Genomic DNA, 19916 nt, shown 5'->3' with positions numbered 1-19916 from the left:
GTTCCCGACTTATTGTACACGTCTCCAGATCACCCGAACATCATCCATCCAGATCGAATCGATCACCGGGTTCCAGAGGTAAATGTCGAGCTGGTCCGAAGGATAATCCTCCGGCAGTCGGATCTCATGCCGCAGGCGGTGCCAGCCGTCGGCCCGGGCATTTTCCGTAAAAATATTCTGAAACGTGTGGAAATCATCCGGATTGGGAGCGGAAGCCACGATCCCGGCTGATCGGTCGTTACCCAGCCTCCAGGCGGTAATGGTGATCGCCTCGCAGGCCTGTACCGGTTGCAGACGGATCTTTCCGGCGTAAGGGTTTTGGGGCGTCAGAAAGAAAGCATGTTGGCCACTGTGGCGCCGGTCGGTCACCCGGTTTTCGACCCCGGCCAGAGGGAATTCCGGAAAATTAGACTGAAGGTAATTACTGTCCGAGACCACCTGTTCGAGGTCGGAAAAGATCGTATCCCGGCGCACCACCGGGGCGCGCTCGTGTACATAAAGGGTGTCCGGCCCCGGCCACCAGCTTCGTACCGGATAGGCCCGATTGCGGATCGTGCAGGGCAGGTCCCGGGAAAAACTCAGCACATACTGATCTTCGGCTACGAACCACCAGCTTTTGTGATCAAAGGAAAAGGGGTTCTGGGGCGCAGTGGCGTACCAGCCGTTGAATTCCATACCCCCGTTGATCTGATCCGCCGGAATGCCCTCTTCCTGGATCATGGATTGCAGGACGGTCCAGCGTACACGATTCCAGGCCAGGTTATCGCGGGTGGCGCCTACCGAAAAAAGGCCCATAGCGATCAGAAAGACCAGGATGGCCACCCTGGCCCACCGTGGATAGGTTTGGGGCCGGCCGGGGGTGAGCAATAAAAGCAAGGCCGGCAGGATGACGAGCTGGTAGCGATCAAAATGGTATTTATCAAGCAGCAGATAAAGCGAGTAGGCCAGAATGAAAAACACCAGCCCGAGTTTCCAGAAAGTTCTGTCCGGCCACTTCGGCCAGTTCGAGAACTGTTGTAGCCGGTCGTAGGCCAGCCAGAGCAATAAGGCCATGATGCCGTAACCGGCCAACTGAAAAAGCGGCCAGATCGCGGAATAGACGACCGGCGCATCCATATAGCGCGTGTCGCGGCCGACCATGGCCGTAGGACCCAGTCCAAAAAATTCCACAATATTTCCCACGGGGATCTCCTGCCAGGAGAAAATGGCCAATAAAAGGATAGTAACCAGCGCGGCTCCCAACGGCACCCATTTTCTGGTAGTCCGGAAATCGGCGATCAGAGAAATGCTACGCAGCAGGATCGGCGGAAATAAAAATACCGAAACGTACCAGAGGATCATGCCACCCCGGTGCGTCAGGAGTGTCCAGAAAAGTGGGAAGCGCAGTCGGCGCAGCAAAGGCTGCAGGGAACCGGGAGCGCCGGGTGTTTCTCCTTCCAGACCCACAAAATGAACGTACCAGAGCAACGCCCCGTAGGTAAGGCCGACGAGCAGGATGGTCCGGATAAGGGATCTCCAGTCCGGGCGTCGCAGTACAGCCGCGAGGCCAAAAGCCGGAGCGAGCAACAGAGCCGGTTGCCGGATCAGGGTAGCGGCGATGGTGGCCAGACCGGCCGCCAGCCAGTATCCGATCCGGTCGGTTTCGAGTGCCCGGCGGTACAACAGGATCGCCCCGATGATGGCTACCGTGAAGGGGACATCCGTCATAAAAGAAAAGGACAGGTGAAAGTAGAGTGGATTCAGCGCCAGACCGGCCAGTACGATCCACGCCCAGTAACGACTGCTGCCCAACCGCAGACATTCCCGAAAGATCCAGTAGCTGCCGCTGATCGCCAGCACCAGGGTAGAAATGCGCAAAATGGAGAAGGAAAAGCCGAAAAGCCAGGCAAAAGCGGCGCCCCAGCATACCTGGGTAAATAGCGTCATTACCGGCCAGGTGCCCGGCCGGTACTCACCGGTTTCCACCAGGTGTTTGACCACCAGGGCGTAGCCCCAGTCATCATTCAGTGGAAATGCTCCGATCGGATTGACCAAAACAATACACGTTAGCCAGGCGAGGCCGAACCAGATCCAGTCGCGCTTGTGCATGGGTTGTTGTGTTCCCGGATATTATCGGTTATAGCAGTATCTAATGCTAGAAAACTCGGGCGTCGGCGAACCGGTGGTACCGGTCCGCATCTATTCTTCCATCATCTGCATCAGCTTCTCCACCAGTGCTTCGGAACGAATAATGATAGAGTCTCCTTCAATTTCGATCTGATGGCGCTGGAGGTGGCTGCGGTTAAAACTCAGGGCGATGCCGTCGGCGTAGACGCGGCCATTGTAGAATTTGCGCAGGGTGTTTTCGTCGAAACGGAAATTCTGATCCAGTTCGATCTCGTTCTCCTCCATGTATTCTTTGGTGGGCTGTTGGTTGCCGTAGAAGGTTTTGTCAAACTGCTCCACTTCGATGGTCTGACGGGGGCTTTCCAGGGCAAAGTTCATCACCTTTTCCCGAAACTCGCCCTCCGTGATCGGCTGGCCGCTGTCTTCGTCTACCGGCAGGGGAAGATGGTTGACCACTTCCAGAAAGGCACTGGTTAGTTTTTTGCTGCTTTCCGCCTGATCCAGGCCGATCCAGTTTACGAAATAATCGGAGATGGACTTCTGGCTCTTGGCGTGTTTGATCAGTTCTACACAGCGGTTTTCTCCCTGCTGGAACGCATCGATCTGGATGCGGCAGGCCAGTGCCAGTTTGTCGATATTCAGATAAGTGATCGTTTCCAGTAGAAAGCGGGTAGCCTCTTCCGGTTTCTGGAAAACGATACCTTCGGTATTGCGCACCAGAAAAATTCCCAGATAGTGGGTGTCAAAATAACGGTATTCGGCGTAAGCCAGATAACCGCCTTTGGCGCCCACAACACCCTGGAGCGCCAACTGCAGTGCGTTCATGGTATTTTTGGAGAAGTCTACAAATCCCGCTTCCGACAGACCGCTGTCCAGCCACTCCTGAAAATAGCCGGGGAAAAGCGCATCTTCCGGGGAACTGAGATAGCCCTGCAGGACATCCATTTTGCCCGTAAATGCTCCGTTCAGGCGGTCGACGAGTTGCTGGGCTTTTTCGTCGCGGGGTTGCACTTCTTCCGCCAGGAATACTGTTGCCTCGGTAGCTTCGGCCTCTTTTTCCAGTTCGTGGATGATCAGTCGTTGCAGACTCAATACCATGTTTACACTTATTGATTTTTTTGAGAAGTAAACATCCCGGGGATGCTCTATAAGAACGGCCGCAAGTTACGAATTATTCGCGCCCGGAACTAAATATCGGGCAGCTTCGGTCATTCTTACCGTTTGCGGTCCGTGCGGCCCGAAGCGATGAGGCGGGAAATGCTTTTGACCGCTAGGCAGGTGCTAAAAACAACAAGGCCTTCGTCCGTTGCCGCAGCCCGTCGAACGAAGGTCTCATCGGTCGTCAATAAGGTCTTTTGGAGTTGTGAAATACGGTGCACCTCAGTCGGGTGGATTACAGTAGCTTATGGTGCGGACAACTCAGTCAGTTTGCCCGGCCATTTAGAACATGTTTAAATTTCATCCTTTGGACTCCAAATGACCATCTAATGAACCTCACTTTGGCATTTTTTCGCTCCGTAGCGCTGCTATGAAGCTCAAAAATCCCTTCGTGAGAACCATTATCTGATCACTTTCGCCATCAAAAACGAATTTTAAACATGTCCTTAACCTACTTTGATCTTTTTAGGTGTTTCGGCTTTGGTTACCAATTTTTTCAAAACGAGTTTCAGGATACCATCTGCGTACTTGGCGGAGATGTGTTCGGCATCGACGTTTTCCGGCAGTGCGAAAGAACGTTCAAAAGAGCGATAGCTGAATTCCTTACGGGTATAATCCGCTTCGGCTTCTTCTTTGCTTTCTTCCTTTTCGGCGGAAATGCACAACATGCCGTTCTCAACTTTTACCGTAAAGTCATCCTTTTTCAGGCCCGGTGCGGCCAGGTCAATTTCGAAGGAGTTCTTTTCATCCTTGATGTTAACCGCCGGCATCCAGTTTTTCCTCAGACGGAAAAAATCATCGGCAAATACATTGTCGGCGCCCCAAAAATCCTCCATCCAGGATTTGAAGGTAGGTACCAAACCGGTTCCATTAGCCTTTTTCATTGTATTCGGTTTTTTGGTTAAGGAATGTTGGTTTTACGCTGGCTAATATAAGTCCGGAAACCACCCCGCCGAAATGACGGCGCACAACGTAAGGGTTGATCTTCGTCAATGGGTGCTCATCACCCTTTTTTCGCTTTGTCCCATGATCGCAATCAGTGCTCCATTGGGCAATGGTCATAGCATTCGATAGAATAAGGCCTTAATTTAGAGCACGTTAAAAGTGTTTTTTGCTGAGAAGCTGTTTGGATCTGGTTTTTGAGATCAGGGTAAAAGTGAACAAACATCCACTTCAGATACCGGGTCCGATCAGCTCCTGAGCAATTCCAAAAACCAAATTGGCCCGTCATGTTATGGATCATCCTCTTCGGCCTTTTCTTTGCCTTTCTGCTCTGGATACTTATTTCCCCGATCTATCTGCACATTGAATGGAACGATGCCCGCCGGGTACTGCAATTGCACTGGTGGGGGCTGCTCCGGGCCCGGCTGGCTCCCGAAGCGGGTAGATGGGCCTTTCGCCTGGAAGCGCCGTTCTTCACCCGCTCCTGGTCCGTCGCGGAGTGGTGGACGTCCGGGAAAAAAGCAGATCAATCCAAAAAGGGAAAGGCCCGGAAAAAAAGCTGGAAACCCCGTCACCCCCGGCAATTGGTCTATCGCCTGTGGCGCTCCTTTCACCTGATCCGGTTTCACTGGGAGCTGGATACCGGTGATTACGTGTGGAACGCGTATTTGTTCCCACTTTTCCGGGTGACCAATCCGGCCGGTCAACGGGACTGGCGGATCAATTTCCAGGGACGGAATGATCTGCTGCTGATCGTAGAAAATCGACTATACCGGCTGGTTTACGCACTGCTGCGTACCGCATTCTGAAAAAAAGCCGGTATCCGGAAAAATAAGCGGTTGCGGCATTAGCCGCCATCCGAATTGTTTCATCAAATACCCCTACTATGGAAATCCAATTTAAAGAAATGATCGACCAGATCACCCAATTCATGAGATCCGAAGCGAAAACCAGCACGGTGATCGGTGAAGCTTTCCAACTGGGTGAATTCCAATGTATCCCCGTTATCCGGGTCGGAATGGGATTCGGTACCGGAGGTGGTGAAGGTGATGCTCCCCAACAGGGCCACGGCGAAGGTGGCGGATTGGGCGCCGGTATCGGCATCGAACCCATCGGGTTCCTGGTCAGCCAGGGCGATTCCATCTCTTTTGTGAGTACCCGGACGAATAAGGGCCTGGCGGCTGCCTTTGAAAAAGTACCCGACCTGATCGAAAAGTACCTGGAAAAACAGCCAAAGGAAGAAGCTGTTGCCTAAGCAGACGGGATTAGGAGCAAAGGATGTGGAGTGGCGTTCAGCCGGCCCTGACCTGTGCTCCTTCCAAAAAAAAACATGAGTTATCCCGGGCACTTAATCCTAAACCTGTGCCCGGGATACAACTCATGTTTTGCAATCATGACTAGCTCAAAAACTATTACAAACTGATCATCTTGACTAAAAAACCTTGTCTGTATTTTCTATCCGGCTGCCGGAGCATTTACTTCGGAACCGGTATCAATCTCAACTGGTCAGCAAAGCGTGTTTTTCCAGCAACGCTTTGATCACGTCGTGCGTAGTGACGATCCCCGTCAGCTTACCGGCCCTGGTAATGGGTAAAGCGTGGAAGAGATTTTCTTTAAACACTTCCAAAACGGCTTTAATGGTATCGCTTTCACTGACCGTGAAGGGCTCGCGGACCATGATCTCTTCCGCCCGGTAATTTTTCAGCCGCAATTCGGTCAGATAGGGCTCGTTGCTATCTTTATCAATAAAATCGAGAAAATGTAAGAGATCGGTTTTACTGATGATGCCTACCAGATTTTCTTCGCTATCCACTACCAGCAGGTGGTGGATCCGGAAATTGTCGAAAGCATTTTTTACTTCCGCCAGTTTGTCTTCTGGTGCAACGGTTACCAGATCTGTGGTCATAATGGTAGAAACGGGAGCCTTGATATCCATAACAGTCATTTTTGGTTTTCGTTGTTACGAAGGTAGGCTCTGCGCCCAGGAGTTGTAATGACGAATATCAGCCCGGAGGGTATCATTCATCAGGTCCAAACGGATTTGGCTGGAAAAGTCATCGAAGGGTATGATATTTACCGGTGTATATTTGTTAAGAAAGATGGATCTTATCAGAGAACGCTTGAACACTTTCCGGAAAATAGAATTACTATGTTGATCATCATCAGTGGACTACCGGGGACGGGCAAAACCACGCTGGCCCGGGCACTGGCCAAACGATTGTCGGTGCATCATCTGAATAGTGATATGGTTCGCGATGAATTGAACAGGCGGGGCCGGTACGACGCCGAAACCAAAGCAGACATCTACCGCGAAATGTTCCACCGCACCTCCCGCCTGCTGGAAGATGGAGCAACCGTGATCGTGGATGCTACCTTTCACCAGGCAGCATATCGCCGGCCGTATCTGGAGTTGATCCGAAGCCGGGCCGACATACTGAAATGGATTGAATTAAAAAGCGATGAAACGCTCATCCGCCGCCGGGTAAACCGAAAGCGGGCATACAGTGAAGCCGATTTTTCGGTCTACGAAAAAATAAAGAAAGCTTACGAACCCCTGGAAGTACCGCATTTGGAACTGTATTCGGACGACCTGAACCTCGAGGAAATGCTGAAACGGGCGGAGGGCTATCTCAAAGAAGGGAACTTATGAAACATGCTGATGTACAGGCCCTGATCCAGGGCAATCCCCGCTTGCTGCCGGAGGCCCAACTGGTAGAGACCCACATCTCCTGGGTGCTCCTCACGGACAAAAATGTCTATAAGATTAAAAAGCCGGTTGATTATACTTTCCTCAATTTTTCTACGCTGGAAAAACGCAAGTTTTATTGCGACCGGGAACTCTTCCTGAACCGCCGGCTGACCGATGGGGTCTATCTAGATGTTGTACCGATCCTGCGGGAAGATTATACCGGCGTACTCAGTCTGGGCGGCGAGGAAGGTACGGTGATCGACTATGCGGTAAAGATGAAACGACTGGACTCGGACCGGCAGATGGATCTGATGCTGGAAAATGACCTGGTCACCATGGCGCACATGGAACAACTGGCAGAGCAACTGACGGATTTTCACATGTCCACCGAAGTGGTGACGGCCCACCCCAACATTCACAGTATGCACCAGGATTTTGCCGATTTCCTGCGGGTGGCCCCGTTTATTGAAAAGCACTGGGGCGCGGATGCGGCTTTGCTGCTGCACAAGGGAGAGGAGCATTCGAAACAGGTGCTGAAGAGTTTGCAGGACCGTATCTACGAAAGGCACCTGGAGGGATTTACCGTTGACGGTCACGGGGACCTGCACGCCAAAAACATCTTTCTGCTCGAAAAACCGGTAATTTTTGACTGCATAGAATTCAACGACCACCTGCGAAAACTGGATGTCCTCAACGAGCTGGCCTTCCTGTGTATGGACCTGGATGCAAAAGGACAAACGGACCTGAGTGACGGCCTGCTTGAGGCTTACAACCAGCGCTACATCTGTGTCAATAACGGGCCGGATGAAAAGTTATTCGAGTACTACAAACTATACCGGGCGAATGTCCGCCTGAAGATCAATGTATTTAAGGCGATGCAGCTGTCGGAGGGTCCGGAGCTGGACCGGCAGCTGGTGATGGTGAGAACTTTTCTGGATCTGTTTGGGAGCTATTTGAACGAATAATTTTCCTGCCCCACTCCGGATGGCCGTTGGCATCGGTGGTGAGGCAGGTATCAATAAGGGGTTATACCGGGTTTAAAGAATGGCTACTTTCCGGTGGGTACGTTCCTCTTCTGCGGGTACGTCGTAAAATTTGATCCGTAACAGACCATCCCGGAATTCGGCCTTCACGCCTTCGTGGGCGATAGACGGGGCGAGCTTGAAGATCCGCTCGAAATTGTCGCGTTGCATTTCCTGAGCTACGTATTCGGAAGTGACGGTAGCCATCACGCCTTCTTTTTTACCTTTAATGAACAAGAGGTCATTATGTACTTCAACTTCCAGATTTTCCTTCCGGTAGTCAGGTAAGGCGATTTCCAGGATCAGCAGATCATCCTTACGCAGGAGGGTGGCATCGGGTACTTTTTTATCTGCCGGATAAGGGATGTCAAATGCACTTCTACCCAGGAAGTGGTTGGGGTCGATGACGGGAGCCCATTCTTCTCCCATTCGATCGAAGGTTCGGTTTTTGATGTTGGCTCTCCACATGGCTGTAAATTTTGGTACTTACTCAATGTACGCCCAATCCGGCTAAAACGTGATCAGTTGGGTCATTCCCGGGAATGATCCCTATCAATTGCCGAAAGGTGATAAGGATCATGGATACCGTTAAGTAAAATCATGACATTCTCCCGGCAGGGCGGCTACTTTTGAAAGAAAAGCCATGAAAATCACGGATAACAAAAGGCTGATCCAGGTACAGGAAGAATTTCAGGAGGATTTTCCATTCCTGAAGATCGAATTCTATGCGGGGCAGCACCAGGCCGGCGAAGGCTCCCGGGCGGAAGAAAAGCTGGACCCTCAGCTCACCATCGGTGAGGTGCGGTCCAAACACCGGGAAGGTGATCTGCAGATTGACGGCGAACTGGAAGTGCGGCAACTGGAAAAACTGTTTTTTGACGATTACGGTCTGAACGTACAGGTGTTCCGTCAGTCCGGACATCTCTGGATGCAGACCAGCGCCTCCGATCACTGGACGCTGGAAAAACAAAACCGGAAAGGCGGCCACTCCGCCGCTATTGTTAACGATCAGGCATAAAATCCAACCCAAGCATGAAGCCGATAAAAAGAGCTGTTGTTGCCCTCGATATGAGTGAAGTAGACCAGAGTATCCTGAAAATGACCGATCTGGCGCGGGATATTTTTGAACTGAATAAACTGTACTTTATCCACATCATTCCGGACTTCGGGGCACCCCAAGATCCGGATCTGGTCTTTCATAATAAGTTCACCACCGATGTGCCGGTGGATGAGGCCGTAGAAAAAAAGCTGCAACAGTCCATTGATCGGCATATCCGGCACCGAAAGTCTCTGGAAACGGCGATTGAGGTGATCGAGGGAAAACCGTACCGGAAACTGGCCCACTGGGCCGAAGTAAAGGATGCGAACCTGCTCATCTTCGGTAAAAAAAGAAAAAGCACCGGCAGTGGGATCACGGCCCGCCGGGCCGCCCGGCAGGTCGGCTGCAACTTATTTTTGATCCCCGAAAACCCGCCTTCCACAATAAACCGTATCTTAGTACCAATGGATTTTTCGGAGAACTCCGTACGTGCACTGGAGCAGGCGCTACTGGTGAGAAAACACTATCCGGAGGCCGGGATCCAGGTGGTTCACCTGATCCGTACATTAACCGCCGATCATTACTACGGCCTGAGCCAGGTAGCCAGTTATCGGGCCGAGGCGCTCCTGGCGGCCCGCAAGGCCTACGATAAGATCCTGGAGCAATTATCGGTTTCGGAAGCAGAAGTGCCCATTGTTTTTCTGGATGACCACTACGGGAATGTTTTCCGCCACTTGTGGGAATACACGGAAGAAGAACAACCGGACCTGGTCATTATCGGCGCGCAGGGACATTCCGCTATGCACCATTTTTTGTACGGTAGTGTGACCGAAGACTTCGTGGATTATTGCGAAGGAATTCCTATTCTGGTCGTACGCTAATATATGGAGATACTCCGGATCCTTGGTTTTGTGCTTTATGCCGTTGTACTCGCCCGGGTAATACTCACGGTTTTGCTGGAAAGGGGCAGTCCGGCCCGTTCCCTGGCCTGGACCCTTTTTATCATTGTCGCTCCGGTGATCGGGATCGGCAGTTATTTTTTATTCGGCAAACGCGTCCGCAAGCGTCGACTGTTCCAGATCAAACACTCGCCCGAGGTCGAAGCCTTCCACCGTTATGTACAAAGTCAGCACGAAAATTACGACCGGTCCGATATCGCCCGCGATCCTATCCTCCGTGCCAACAACCGACTGATCGCGCTGCTCGCCCAGAACGGTTATTCCCTGCTCACTGCCGGTAATAAGGTCGAGGTGCTGCAGGACGGAACCGTGACCTTCCAGTCCATTATGGAAGCGATCCGGCAGGCTGAGCAGTCGATTAGCATCCTGTACTACATCATTGAGGAAGGGGAAATGGCCGATCAGCTGTTTGCGCTGCTGGCCCAGAAGAAAAAAGAAGGTGTGGTGGTACGCGTGATCTTCGACGGCTTTGGGAGCTGGTTCCTGAGTCGGACCTTTCTGAAAAAGATCCGTGCCAGCGGTATAGATATCCATCCTTTCGTGCCGCTGAGCATCTGGCGGTTTTTCAATAAGATCAACTACCGCAATCACCGCAAGATCGTAGTGGTCGACGGCCGGATCGGTTTTACCGGAGGGATCAATATCTCCGATAAATATATCCACGGGGACCCCGAGCTGGGGCATTGGCGGGATACCCACCTGCGCCTGGAAGGACCCGCCGTGAGCGGACTACAGTTCGTTTTCCTGACCGACTGGTATTTTGTCAGCGGAAAATATCTGATCGAGCAGGGCGACCTCTTCCCCCGGTTGCAGGCCCAGGGCAATACCTACGCGCAGATCATCGCCGGCGGCCCGAATAATACCTTTGCGAATATTAAACAGCAATACTTTGCGATGATCACCGGTGCCCATCGTTACGTGATCATGGCAACACCCTACTTTATTCCGGGAGAGAATATCCTGTTTGCGATGAAGACTGCAGCGCTGAGTGGAGTGCACGTGCGCCTCATTTTACCCTACAATTCGGATTCCATTATCCTCAAATGGAGTGTGCGGGCTTATCTGGAAGAGTTGATGGAGGCCGGCGTGGAAGTTTTCTTTTACTACAATGGATTTCTGCACAGCAAGATCATCATTGCGGATGACGTGGCCTCCATCGGCACCGCTAATGTGGACGAGCGGAGTTTTGAACACAATTTCGAAGTGAATGCGCTGCTGTATGATCCCGTCATTTCCCGGGAACTCAAACAACAACTGGAAGCAGATCTGGTGAATTGCAAACAACTGGATCCGGAAGCATTTCAAAAACGCCCCCGGCGGGATAAGATCCGGGAGTCCATCGTACGCCTGCTGGAGCCACTGCTGTGACTCCAATCAGGCGGTCCATTACTATTTTTCGGAAGCGATCAGCGAATGATCCAGATCAGGTGCTGCTTATCCAGCTCAACCAGGTTTTCGGTAACGCTGCCCAGGAAGAAACGCTGAAGGGCACTGTGCCCGTGGGCGCCGAGTACGACCAGGTCCGCCCCGAGTTCGTGCGCGGTGGAGCGAATAGTAAGTCCCAGGTCTTCGTCCCAGCTTTCTACAAAGATGGGGTTTAAGCGGGAGCGATCGATATCGTACTTTTCCAGAAAGTGCTCGTAGCGCTCCTGGGAGATTTCCAGCACCGATTTTCCGGCCAGATGGTAGACATCCAGATCTCCGATCCGGTTCAGAGGCGGTATATCGACGATGTTGAGTACGTTGATTGCCTGCTGCAGGTGCAGCTGATCCGCCAGGTAAAGCGCTTTTTCTACCGCGCGGGCGGAATTTTCGGAAAAGTCGACCGCCACCAGAATATTTTCGATCGTAGTCGAGATCCGTTCGGGTACGAACAGCAGATCACTACTGACTTTCCGGGCAATTTTCCGGGAGGTGATGCCGCTGCCGCTGGAGGCTTTCTTCCGACTCATGATCAGCAGGTCCGCATCCATTTCATCCGCCAGCCGGACCAGCGATTGATAGGGCTGGCCTTCCCGGATAGCGATGCCCACTTCCGCGTGTTGGCAACACTTTTTCAGTACATCGGTCTGAGCGGCCACTCTTTCCCGGATCATTTCTACTGCCGGAGCGGCCGGTGACAGTGGATGCCGGGCATCGACCGTGACCGAATCGGCAATTTTCAATACCGGTACAATGTGGACACCCAGTATTTGCCGGGCACCTAATTTGTTGGCAAACAGCGCCGTGTGTTTCTGCAGGCTTTCTTCGAATTGGCCCGCATCCAGCGCCACTAATATTTTCCGTGTAGCTTTCATGGCGGATGGTTTTGCAGTAGGTTAGGAGGATAGCAGGTTTGGATCCTGGGACGTTTGGATGGTAGGATAGGGGAAGTGCTCACGCATTTCTTTCAATATCCAAACGCCTCAAAGTCCAAATCTCCCCACTCACAATCTCTCATTGAAAGCATAATTCAGCAGGTCATAGGTAGTGATTATGCCTTCCAGTTGTTTATCGTCATTGACCACGGGTAAAGCGTGGAAGCGGTTTTCCTGGAACATGCCGACTGCTTTTTCAATCGGATCGTTCGCGTTAATGGTGGCCAGTTGCTTGGTCATTACATCCCGGGTCAGCAGGGCTTTCAGGATCGTTTCGTTGGATCGCCGGCTGTTTTCCGTATTGAATACGGTAAAAGCATTGAGGATCTTATTGTAGTCGTGCCGGCTGATCATACCCACTACCTTTCGCTCATCATCGACTACCGGGATGTGATGGAAGGGCTCATTATCGAAAATTACCGCGGCCTTTTCCATTTTATCGCTGGGATGAACGGTAACGACCGGATAGGTCATGAGATCTCTTATTTCCAGGTACTTGATCATGGCGGTGTGTTTTAAGTGAAGAAATGGATGACAAAAACGATAAGCAGCGGCCGTCCGGACTCTATTACCGAGTACCCGGATAGCCACGTTTATCGGTTACTAAATTCCAATTCTATCGGCAAGGAAAGAATGATATTGGTCATGCTGAGCGGTGAGATTGACCGGGAAGTGTCCCGGAAGGTGGCGGGGCCGGGCATTCGGAAGGCCGACCGGGCCGCCGAAGTGGTCCGAAAAGCAGCCTCCGCCTGCCCGGAAAAGCGCCTGCAGGTAAAGGGAACATTAAATTTCGGACCGGATCCTGCTCCGGGGCCGGTAATAACATCTTTTAAGTCGTTTGCCTTAGTATATCCTGCCAACTTCCTTATTTTTGCCCGCATGGAAAAACAAAAAGTAATTCTCGTTATACTGGATGGATGGGGCCTGGGCCCCGATCCCGCCCGCAGCGCAATTGCGCAGGGTAATACGCCTTATGTTGACAGTCTGTTTAATGCTTATCCCCACGCCGAGCTGATCACTTTCGGTGAGGAAGTAGGTTTGCCGGAAGGCCAGATGGGTAATTCCGAAGTCGGTCACCTGAATATCGGTGCCGGACGTATCGTGTACCAGGAGCTGGCCCGGATCAATAAAGCGATCCGTGACGGTGAGTTCCAAAAGAACGAAACGCTCGTTAATGCCCTGCAAGCAGCTAAGGAAAAAGGCAGCAATGTTCATTTCATGGGCCTGCTCTCCGATGGCGGAGTACACTCCCACATCAATCACCTCAAGGCGCTTTGTGATGTAGCCACCAATCAGGGCCTGGAAAACGTCTTTATCCACGCTTTCCTGGACGGACGGGACTGTGATCCCAAAAGCGGTGCCGGTTTTCTGGAGGAGCTTCAGGGGCACATCACCGGGCAGCCGGTGCAACTGGCGTCCGTGATCGGCCGCTACTACGCGATGGATCGCGACAATCGCTGGGAGCGGATCAAACTGGCCTACGACCTGATGGTGAAAGGGGAAGGCGAAGCTACGCAGGACGCCGTTGCGGTGGTAAAATCGAAATACGATGCGGGCGAAACCGATGAATTCATCAAGCCTATTGTTTGTGTAGACGACCAGGAGTCGCCGATCGCAACCTTAGCGGACGGAGATTTGTTAATCTGTTTTAATTTCCGGACGGATCGCCCGCGGGAAATTTCCGAAGTGCTCACGCAGAGTGACAAGCCGGAACACGGAATGCACAAACTCAACGTGGATTATGTAACCATGACGCGTTACGATGAATCTTTTCGGGGAGTGCAGGTGTTATTCACCAAAGATAATCTGAAGAATACGCTGGGAGAAGTACTGGCAAAGGCCGAAAGATCCCAGGTACGGATCGCGGAGACGGAAAAATATCCGCACGTGACCTTTTTCTTTTCCGGTGGCCGGGAAAATGAATTCCCGCACGAAAGGAGGATCCTGATCCCTTCACCGAAAGTGGCAACGTATGACCTGCAACCGGAGATGAGTGCCCTTCAGATCACCGCGGCCATTACTGCCGATATTCGCGAGCACCAGCCGGACTTCATTTGCCTGAACTACGCCAATACCGATATGGTGGGGCATACCGGGGATTTTGAAGCCGCTAAAGTTGCCGCGGAAACGGTAGACGATTGTCTGCGGGAACTGATGGACGTAGCACTGGCCCACGATTATGTGGCCATCGTGATCGCAGACCACGGCAATTCCGATTATATGATCAACGAAGACGGATCACCGAATACGGCTCATACCACAAATCCGGTGCCGGTATTCTATCTGAGCAAAGATCAGCGTAATCTGGACCTGAAGAATGGTAAACTGGGTGATATCGCTCCTACCATTCTTACTCTGATGGGTATTCCCATCCCGCCGGAAATGGACGGACAAATACTGCTTAACCGATAGATAAATGCTGAAAGCGAAAGCTTATTTTTATTCATTTCTACTGATAGCGCTTACCGCCGCATGTGGTGTGGAGACCGATAGCTCCGCCCCGGAGGTAAGCGCTACCCCTTTCTTCAAACTGGAAGCTTATTTTGACCGCGAGATCGCCCGTATGGACAGTCTGCAGCCAACCTTGCAAAAGATGGTCACGGTGGACGGAGCATCCGAGGAGCAACGGATCGAATCCACGGATTACCAAAAAGAGTTCCAGATCTTCCGTCGTTCGGATATCAACCGGCCCTCCTGGATAGACAAATATCAGGTGGATAGCCTCCGGGAAAACGGAGGTGTACAGATCGTAAACTATACCGCATTGGACACCTCGCTGAATACGCGACTGCTGCGGGTGAGTTATCGGAATAATGAAGTAGAAGAGATCCAGATCAGGAACCGCTCCAAATCGGCTATTGCCAGTACGGAGCAGGATCTGTGGTACCGCCCGGGGCGGAGTTACCGGATCGAAAGCCGGCAAAAGACGATCGGATCGGACCCGCGGGAGGTGTTGATCGACGTAGAGATCCGGAAATGATCGCGGTCCGGCAAGGAAAAGTATACGACTAAACCTGCACCAGGCCCAATCCAATCCCTAACTATCTGGCAGTCAACGGCCAATCGATTAAGGGCAAAAAAAAAGAGGCAGCGCCACCATAGCACTACCTCAGCCCTAACCAAATAAAACCAAATTATTTATTAACAGTGAACTGTTTTCGTATTGAGTAAGTACTGCTTCCAGTACTTTGTGTAATTTTTACAATTACAAATTTAGCAAAAAAATTAATAACTCGTTCAATTGTGTCTACTAAAATAGTCGATTTTTTTTAAAAAAAACCATTGAAACGAGATTTTTTAAAATGGGAGCCCCGGGTAGGGAAAAACACCAGTGCGGCATTTCGGTACAAAAACCGGTTTTTGTAAGAATTATGAAATAAGATTCTGAAAAAACGAATTTTGTAAAATGATTTTTTAATGCCTTTTAGAGGTTTTGCTTTATATCCGGTTGTTTAATTCCGGGAACTTTTTTTTCGATTTTTTTTAAATTTTTTTCTAACACTGAACAATAATGTCAAAATTTCGGCTAAAGGTGCATTTTACACTATGCCTATTCCTGATTTTACCCCTTTTGGCTGATGCCCAGAGCAACCAAAAGGACGAAGACGCATTTTACATCCGGTCCATCTTTGACCATGCACTCACCAGTAGTAATGCTTATGACTGGTTATACGATCTCTGTAAAGGCATCGGGGCCCGTCTGAGCGGGTCGCCCCAGGCTGCCGCCGCCGTCAATTATACCCGGCAGATCATGGATACCCTGCAACTGGATTCGGTCTGGTTGCAGCCCTGTGAGGTTCCCCACTGGGAGCGTGGAAAACAGGAGATCGTGCGGGTCGTTAATTCCAGCCAGATCGGAAGCCTACCGCTCAAGGGCGTCGCCCTGGGTAATTCCATCGGAACTCCCGCTGGGGGCATCACGGCCGAAGTAGTGGAAGTAAAAACCTTAGATGAAGTCGACGCACTGGGTGAAGCCGGAGTGGCCGGTAAGATCGTATTTTTTAATCGCCCGCTTGATCCTACCCACATCAATACCTTCCGCGCTTACGGCGGAGCGGTCGATCAACGCGGTTCCGGCGCTTCCCGCGCGGCCCGTTACGGAGCGGTGGGCGTACTGGTGCGGTCCATGACCACCAGCCTGGATGACGTCCCACATACCGGCTCTCTGCGGTATGACCCGGATTATCCCGCCATACCGGCCATCGCCATCACCACAAAAGACGCCAACCTGCTGAGCCAGTTGCTGGAGAACGAATCGGTTCGGGTGTATATGTATTCCGATTCCCGTATGTTGTCCAACAAGATCTCCTATAATGTGATCGGTGAGATCAAAGGCAGCGAATTCCCGGATGAGATCATCGTGGTCGGCGGCCATCTCGATTCCTGGGATCTGGGGGAAGGCGCCCACGATGACGGCACGGGCTGCGTGCAATCCATGGCCGTACTGCAAACCCTGCGCCAGTTGGGCTATCAACCCAAACGCACCATCCGCTGCGTCCTGTTCATGAACGAAGAGAACGGGCTGGTCGGCGGCCGTACCTACTGGCAGGCTTCCGACGATAAAAATGAATACCACATGGCGGCCATTGAATCGGATCGCGGCGGTTTTACGCCCCGGGGCTTCACCGCGGAGGGTCGCGATGACGTATTCAAGAAGAAATTCAAAAAAGCTACCCGCTGGCTGCCACTACTGGAACCCTATGGCCTCACCCTGAGCCCCGGCGGCTCCGGAGCGGATATCAGTGGCCTGAAGAGTCAGGGAGGATTATTATTCGGGCTCTACCCGGATTCTCAACGGTACTTTGATTATCACCATACAGATGCGGATCGATTCGAGACCGTGAACAAACGCGAAATGGAACTGGGAGCCGGAGCGATGACGGCTCTGGTCTACCTGTTGGATAAATACGGATTGGATTAGCATAGTCTGTCTACGATCGGGTAAATGGGGACATTCACATTTACCCGACCGTAGGCTAAAATCATTATTATGGCAACGGTAAAACTGCACGAACTCGAGTTTGGCCCCTATCTGACCGCCACTGAGATCCAACAACGGATCGGAGAAATGGCCGGCGCAATGGCGGAGTCCCACGCTGATAAGTGTCCGCTTTTTCTGGGGGTCCTGAACGGGGCCTTTATGTTCGCCGCGGATCTCCTGCGGGCCTGCGATTTTCCGTGTGAGATCAGTTTTATCAAATTGTCTTCCTACCAGGATACCGTCTCCAGCGGAGATGTGAAAACCCTCATCGGCCTGAATGTCGATGTACGGGATCGGCACCTGATCATCGTCGAGGATATCGTGGACTCCGGCCGCACCATGCACCAGTTCGTACCCGATCTGCAACAACTCGGGCCGGCTTCCATTGCCATTGCGACCTTACTCAGTAAACCGGAGGCGCATGAATTTCCGGTAAATATCGATTTCGTCGGTTTTGAGATCCCACCGGATTTTGTGGTGGGCTACGGAATGGATTATAACGGTCTGGGCCGGAACCTGCCCGGTTTGTACCAGTTGATCGAGTAATTGAATTTAGCGATCCTAAATGATTAGATTTCGGCGCAAACTTTCCACATCGTAAGCGGCCACAAACAGATCGATATAGGGGAGGGCAGCCTGCAGGCCCCGCACGGTCGGTTCGTATCCGGGGCTACCCGCCAGTGGGTTTACCCAAATAACTTTGGAAGCCTGACGGTGGATCGAGGCCATCGCTGCTTCCATCACTTCCGGCTCACCCGTATCCCATCCGTCACTCATGATCAGCACCAGCGTACGGCGACTGAGCAACCGGCGACCGTAATCTTCCACAAAAGTTTGCAGGGACTCACCGATCCGCGTACCGCCGGACCATCCGGGTACCGTCAGGGAAAGTTCTTCCAGCGTGTGTTCAAAACTATTTTTATTGAGCTGGTTGGTAATGCGCTGGAGCGAAGTGCTGAATACAAAAGTTTCTACCCGGGATACCACCCGTTGAAAGCCGTACATGAACTGTACCAGGAATTTACTGTACAGATCCATGGATTTACTGACATCACACAGCAATACGAGCTGTGGCCGGTGTTTCTTCGGTTTGTTGTAGACGAGTTCGAGGATGTCGCCACCGCGGCGCAGATTGCGGCGGAGAGTTTGGCGCAGGTCAAAATCGCCCGGGCGTCGGGCACGCTGTTTTCTGCGGTTGAACTGCAGCGTGAGCGGCTTGGCCGCCCGGCGGATGATCCGCATGATCTCCGTCAATTCATCATCGGAAAAACCTTCAAAGCTTTTTTTGCCGGAAGTAGCCAGGGCAGAATAGGCCGCGGCCTCGGATTCTTCGTCCTTCTTATTGTTTTTATTGAGCCAGTCCTTGATGGATTGAAAATTGCCGGCGGCGGGTTTCGGTTTGGGTTTTTCTTCGGGAGCGTCCTTGATCTTGGAATCGACGGCTTTTTCCAGTTCGCACCAGTATTCCGAATACAGCTCGTCAAATACCAGTTGCTGGGCCCGGGTACGGGCCAGAACGGCCCGCAGGCTGAGCCGGAAAATATCCGGATTGGCGAATGGACCCAGGGTTTCCATGGCCAGTAGGGCATCGGCCTCTTCGGCGGGACCGATCCGAAAATCCTTGTGGCGTAAATACCGGCAGAAACCCAGAATATTTTCACTGAGGGAAGTGCGCCGGACGATGAGCTCCCTATCCATTGACATCCAGTTTGGAAATAGCGCCTACGCGTTCGAATAATTCGGATAGAGACATTTGAGTCTGGCGGATATCCTGCCAGTCTTTCAGAATGATACCCAGGGTAGCACTCACCAGTTCCTTATCCAGGTGATCGATGTGCAGATTGGCGAGCGCCATGGCCCAGTCCAGGGTTTCGGCTACGCCCGGTACTTTTTCCAGGCGTTGTTTTCTCACTTCCTGCATAAATCCGCAGATCTGCTCGCTCAGGCGGGCATCGATATCCGGTACCTTTTGCCGGACGATGGCCAGTTCCTTGTCGTAATCCGGGTAGTCGATCCAGAGGTACAGACAACGCCGGCGCAGGGCTTCGGAAAGTTCGCGTACCCGGTTACTGGTGAGGATCACCTGCGGGATATGGGTCGCTTTGATAGTACCGATCTCGGGTATGGAGATCTGCCAGTCGGACAGGACCTCCAGTAGGAAACTTTCAAATTCTTCGTCCGCCCGGTCCACTTCATCGATGAGCAGCAAGGGTGCCTTGTGGTGCGTGATGGCCTGCAAAAGCGGCCGCTTCAGCAGAAAACGATCATCGAAGAGGGAGCGTTCCATCTCTTCGGGAGAAGTATCCTGCTTTTCCAGCATTTTCAGATAAAGCAGCTGATGCTGGTAATTCCATTCGTACAGCGCGTGGGTAGCATCCAGCCCTTCGTAGCACTGTAGCCGGATCAGTTCGGTATCCATGGCCCGGGCCATCACCTTGGCGATCTCCGTTTTACCAACCCCGGCGGGACCTTCCACCAGGAGTGGTTTATTCAGTTGCCGGGCCAGAAAGACCGAAAGTACAATAGATTGGTCCGTAATGTAAGCCTGATCCTGTAGTAATTGCTGGAGTCGCTCGAGTTCCGGATGTTGCATTAATGACAGTTGACGATGTACGGTGAAAAATTTACGGTTGATGGCGGTCAACGGGTAAATTACGACCCAT

At 52.0% G+C, this 19916-nt stretch carries 21 protein-coding genes; 11 read left to right on the top strand and 10 right to left on the bottom strand.

Translation table 11 applies throughout. The features are described from left to right. Nucleotides 1-9 precede the first annotated feature (9 nt). The 4 genes from CRP01_RS35760 to CRP01_RS35750 form a co-directional block, all read right to left on the bottom strand. Nucleotides 10-2088, bottom strand: a complete 2079-nt coding sequence (locus tag CRP01_RS35760) for an ArnT family glycosyltransferase (protein WP_099154896.1) — start codon at nt 2086-2088, stop codon at nt 10-12. Between the two features lie 90 nt (nt 2089-2178). Beyond that, nucleotides 2179-3204 carry a nucleoid-associated protein gene (locus CRP01_RS35755; RefSeq protein ID WP_099154895.1) on the bottom strand — a complete coding sequence of 342 codons (1026 nt, stop codon included), beginning with the start codon at nt 3202-3204 and terminating at the stop codon, nt 2179-2181. A gap of 116 nt (nt 3205-3320) precedes the next feature. After that, nucleotides 3321-3485, bottom strand: coding sequence for a hypothetical protein (locus CRP01_RS42580; protein ID WP_170110687.1), 165 nt, complete (start codon nt 3483-3485; stop codon nt 3321-3323). 225 nt (nt 3486-3710) lie between these two features. Further along, nucleotides 3711-4148 (bottom strand): Hsp20/alpha crystallin family protein, encoded by a 438-nt coding sequence (locus CRP01_RS35750; protein WP_099154894.1) that lies wholly within the window; start codon nt 4146-4148, stop codon nt 3711-3713. A 345-nt stretch (nt 4149-4493) separates the two neighbouring features. Between CRP01_RS35750 and CRP01_RS35740 the strand changes: the two genes are divergently transcribed. Both CRP01_RS35740 and CRP01_RS35735 read left to right on the top strand, forming a co-directional pair. Then, nucleotides 4494-5015: a hypothetical protein gene (locus CRP01_RS35740; RefSeq protein ID WP_099154892.1), complete on the top strand. Its 522-nt coding sequence runs from the start codon at nt 4494-4496 to the stop codon at nt 5013-5015. 77 nt (nt 5016-5092) lie between these two features. Next, complete coding sequence (locus tag CRP01_RS35735; RefSeq protein WP_099154891.1) at nt 5093-5461, top strand: GerW family sporulation protein; 369 nt, start codon at nt 5093-5095, stop codon at nt 5459-5461. 243 nt (nt 5462-5704) lie between these two features. Here CRP01_RS35735 and CRP01_RS35730 read toward each other — a convergent pair whose 3' ends face one another. Further along, nucleotides 5705-6142: a CBS domain-containing protein gene (locus tag CRP01_RS35730; RefSeq protein WP_170110686.1), complete on the bottom strand. Its 438-nt coding sequence runs from the start codon at nt 6140-6142 to the stop codon at nt 5705-5707. Between the two features lie 213 nt (nt 6143-6355). Here CRP01_RS35730 and CRP01_RS35725 point away from each other — a divergent pair, with 213 nt between their 5' ends. Further along, entirely contained in the window at nt 6356-6856 is a 501-nt protein-coding gene (locus tag CRP01_RS35725; protein WP_170110685.1) for an AAA family ATPase, read from the top strand. After that, nucleotides 6853-7860, top strand: a complete 1008-nt coding sequence (locus CRP01_RS35720; RefSeq protein WP_099154888.1) for a phosphotransferase — start codon at nt 6853-6855, stop codon at nt 7858-7860. The genes CRP01_RS35725 and CRP01_RS35720 overlap by 4 nt, the downstream gene beginning before the upstream one ends. A gap of 72 nt (nt 7861-7932) precedes the next feature. Here the strand turns inward: CRP01_RS35720 and CRP01_RS35715 are convergent, their stop codons facing one another. Continuing rightward, a complete protein-coding gene (locus CRP01_RS35715) occupies nt 7933-8385 on the bottom strand; it encodes an Hsp20/alpha crystallin family protein (protein WP_099154887.1) in 453 nt (150 codons plus the stop codon). 175 nt (nt 8386-8560) lie between these two features. On the opposite strand from CRP01_RS35715, the gene CRP01_RS35710 reads away from it, so the two are divergent. Genes CRP01_RS35710 through cls form a run of 3 tightly spaced genes read left to right on the top strand, consistent with a single transcriptional unit; the run spans nt 8561 to nt 11283 of the window. Then, the gene (locus CRP01_RS35710; RefSeq protein WP_099154886.1) at nt 8561-8935 is read left to right on the top strand and encodes a hypothetical protein; all 375 of its coding nucleotides are present in this window, start codon (nt 8561-8563) and stop codon (nt 8933-8935) included. A 14-nt stretch (nt 8936-8949) separates the two neighbouring features. Then, nucleotides 8950-9837, top strand: a complete 888-nt coding sequence (locus CRP01_RS35705; protein WP_099154885.1) for a universal stress protein — start codon at nt 8950-8952, stop codon at nt 9835-9837. 3 nt (nt 9838-9840) lie between these two features. Further along, nucleotides 9841-11283, top strand: a complete 1443-nt coding sequence (cls, locus tag CRP01_RS35700; RefSeq protein WP_099154884.1) for a cardiolipin synthase — start codon at nt 9841-9843, stop codon at nt 11281-11283. Between the two features lie 38 nt (nt 11284-11321). Here cls and CRP01_RS35695 read toward each other — a convergent pair whose 3' ends face one another. Both CRP01_RS35695 and CRP01_RS35690 read right to left on the bottom strand, forming a co-directional pair. Further along, nucleotides 11322-12212 carry a universal stress protein gene (locus tag CRP01_RS35695; protein WP_099154883.1) on the bottom strand — a complete coding sequence of 297 codons (891 nt, stop codon included), beginning with the start codon at nt 12210-12212 and terminating at the stop codon, nt 11322-11324. A 129-nt stretch (nt 12213-12341) separates the two neighbouring features. Further along, nucleotides 12342-12776, bottom strand: a complete 435-nt coding sequence (locus CRP01_RS35690; RefSeq protein ID WP_099154882.1) for a CBS domain-containing protein — start codon at nt 12774-12776, stop codon at nt 12342-12344. 375 nt (nt 12777-13151) lie between these two features. On the opposite strand from CRP01_RS35690, the gene gpmI reads away from it, so the two are divergent. The 4 genes from gpmI (at nt 13152) to hpt (ending at nt 17799) form a co-directional block, all read left to right on the top strand. Next, nucleotides 13152-14684 carry a 2,3-bisphosphoglycerate-independent phosphoglycerate mutase gene (gpmI, locus tag CRP01_RS35685; protein WP_099154928.1) on the top strand — a complete coding sequence of 511 codons (1533 nt, stop codon included), beginning with the start codon at nt 13152-13154 and terminating at the stop codon, nt 14682-14684. 4 nt (nt 14685-14688) lie between these two features. Next, on the top strand, nt 14689-15252 hold the full coding sequence (locus tag CRP01_RS35680; protein ID WP_099154881.1) for a hypothetical protein: 564 nt from the start codon (nt 14689-14691) through the stop codon (nt 15250-15252). A gap of 552 nt (nt 15253-15804) precedes the next feature. Further along, complete coding sequence (locus CRP01_RS35675) at nt 15805-17193, top strand: M28 family peptidase (protein WP_233752820.1); 1389 nt, start codon at nt 15805-15807, stop codon at nt 17191-17193. Nucleotides 17194-17262: 69 nt separating this feature from the next. Beyond that, complete coding sequence (hpt, locus tag CRP01_RS35670; RefSeq protein ID WP_099154879.1) at nt 17263-17799, top strand: hypoxanthine phosphoribosyltransferase; 537 nt, start codon at nt 17263-17265, stop codon at nt 17797-17799. Between the two features lie 15 nt (nt 17800-17814). Here the strand turns inward: hpt and CRP01_RS35665 are convergent, their stop codons facing one another. Beyond that, nucleotides 17815-18951, bottom strand: coding sequence for a vWA domain-containing protein (locus CRP01_RS35665; RefSeq protein ID WP_099154878.1), 1137 nt, complete (start codon nt 18949-18951; stop codon nt 17815-17817). Then, nucleotides 18944-19846: an AAA family ATPase gene (locus CRP01_RS35660; protein WP_099154877.1), complete on the bottom strand. Its 903-nt coding sequence runs from the start codon at nt 19844-19846 to the stop codon at nt 18944-18946. The genes CRP01_RS35665 and CRP01_RS35660 overlap by 8 nt, the downstream gene beginning before the upstream one ends. Between the last annotated feature and the right edge of the window lie 70 nt (nt 19847-19916).

The sequence above is a fragment of the Flavilitoribacter nigricans DSM 23189 = NBRC 102662 genome (genome assembly GCF_002646595.1).
In the GTDB taxonomy this organism is placed as follows: Bacteria; Bacteroidota; Bacteroidia; order Chitinophagales; family Saprospiraceae; genus Flavilitoribacter; species Flavilitoribacter nigricans.
Note: the sequence above shows the minus strand (reverse complement) of the source record. Positions and strands in the feature narration are given on the sequence as shown.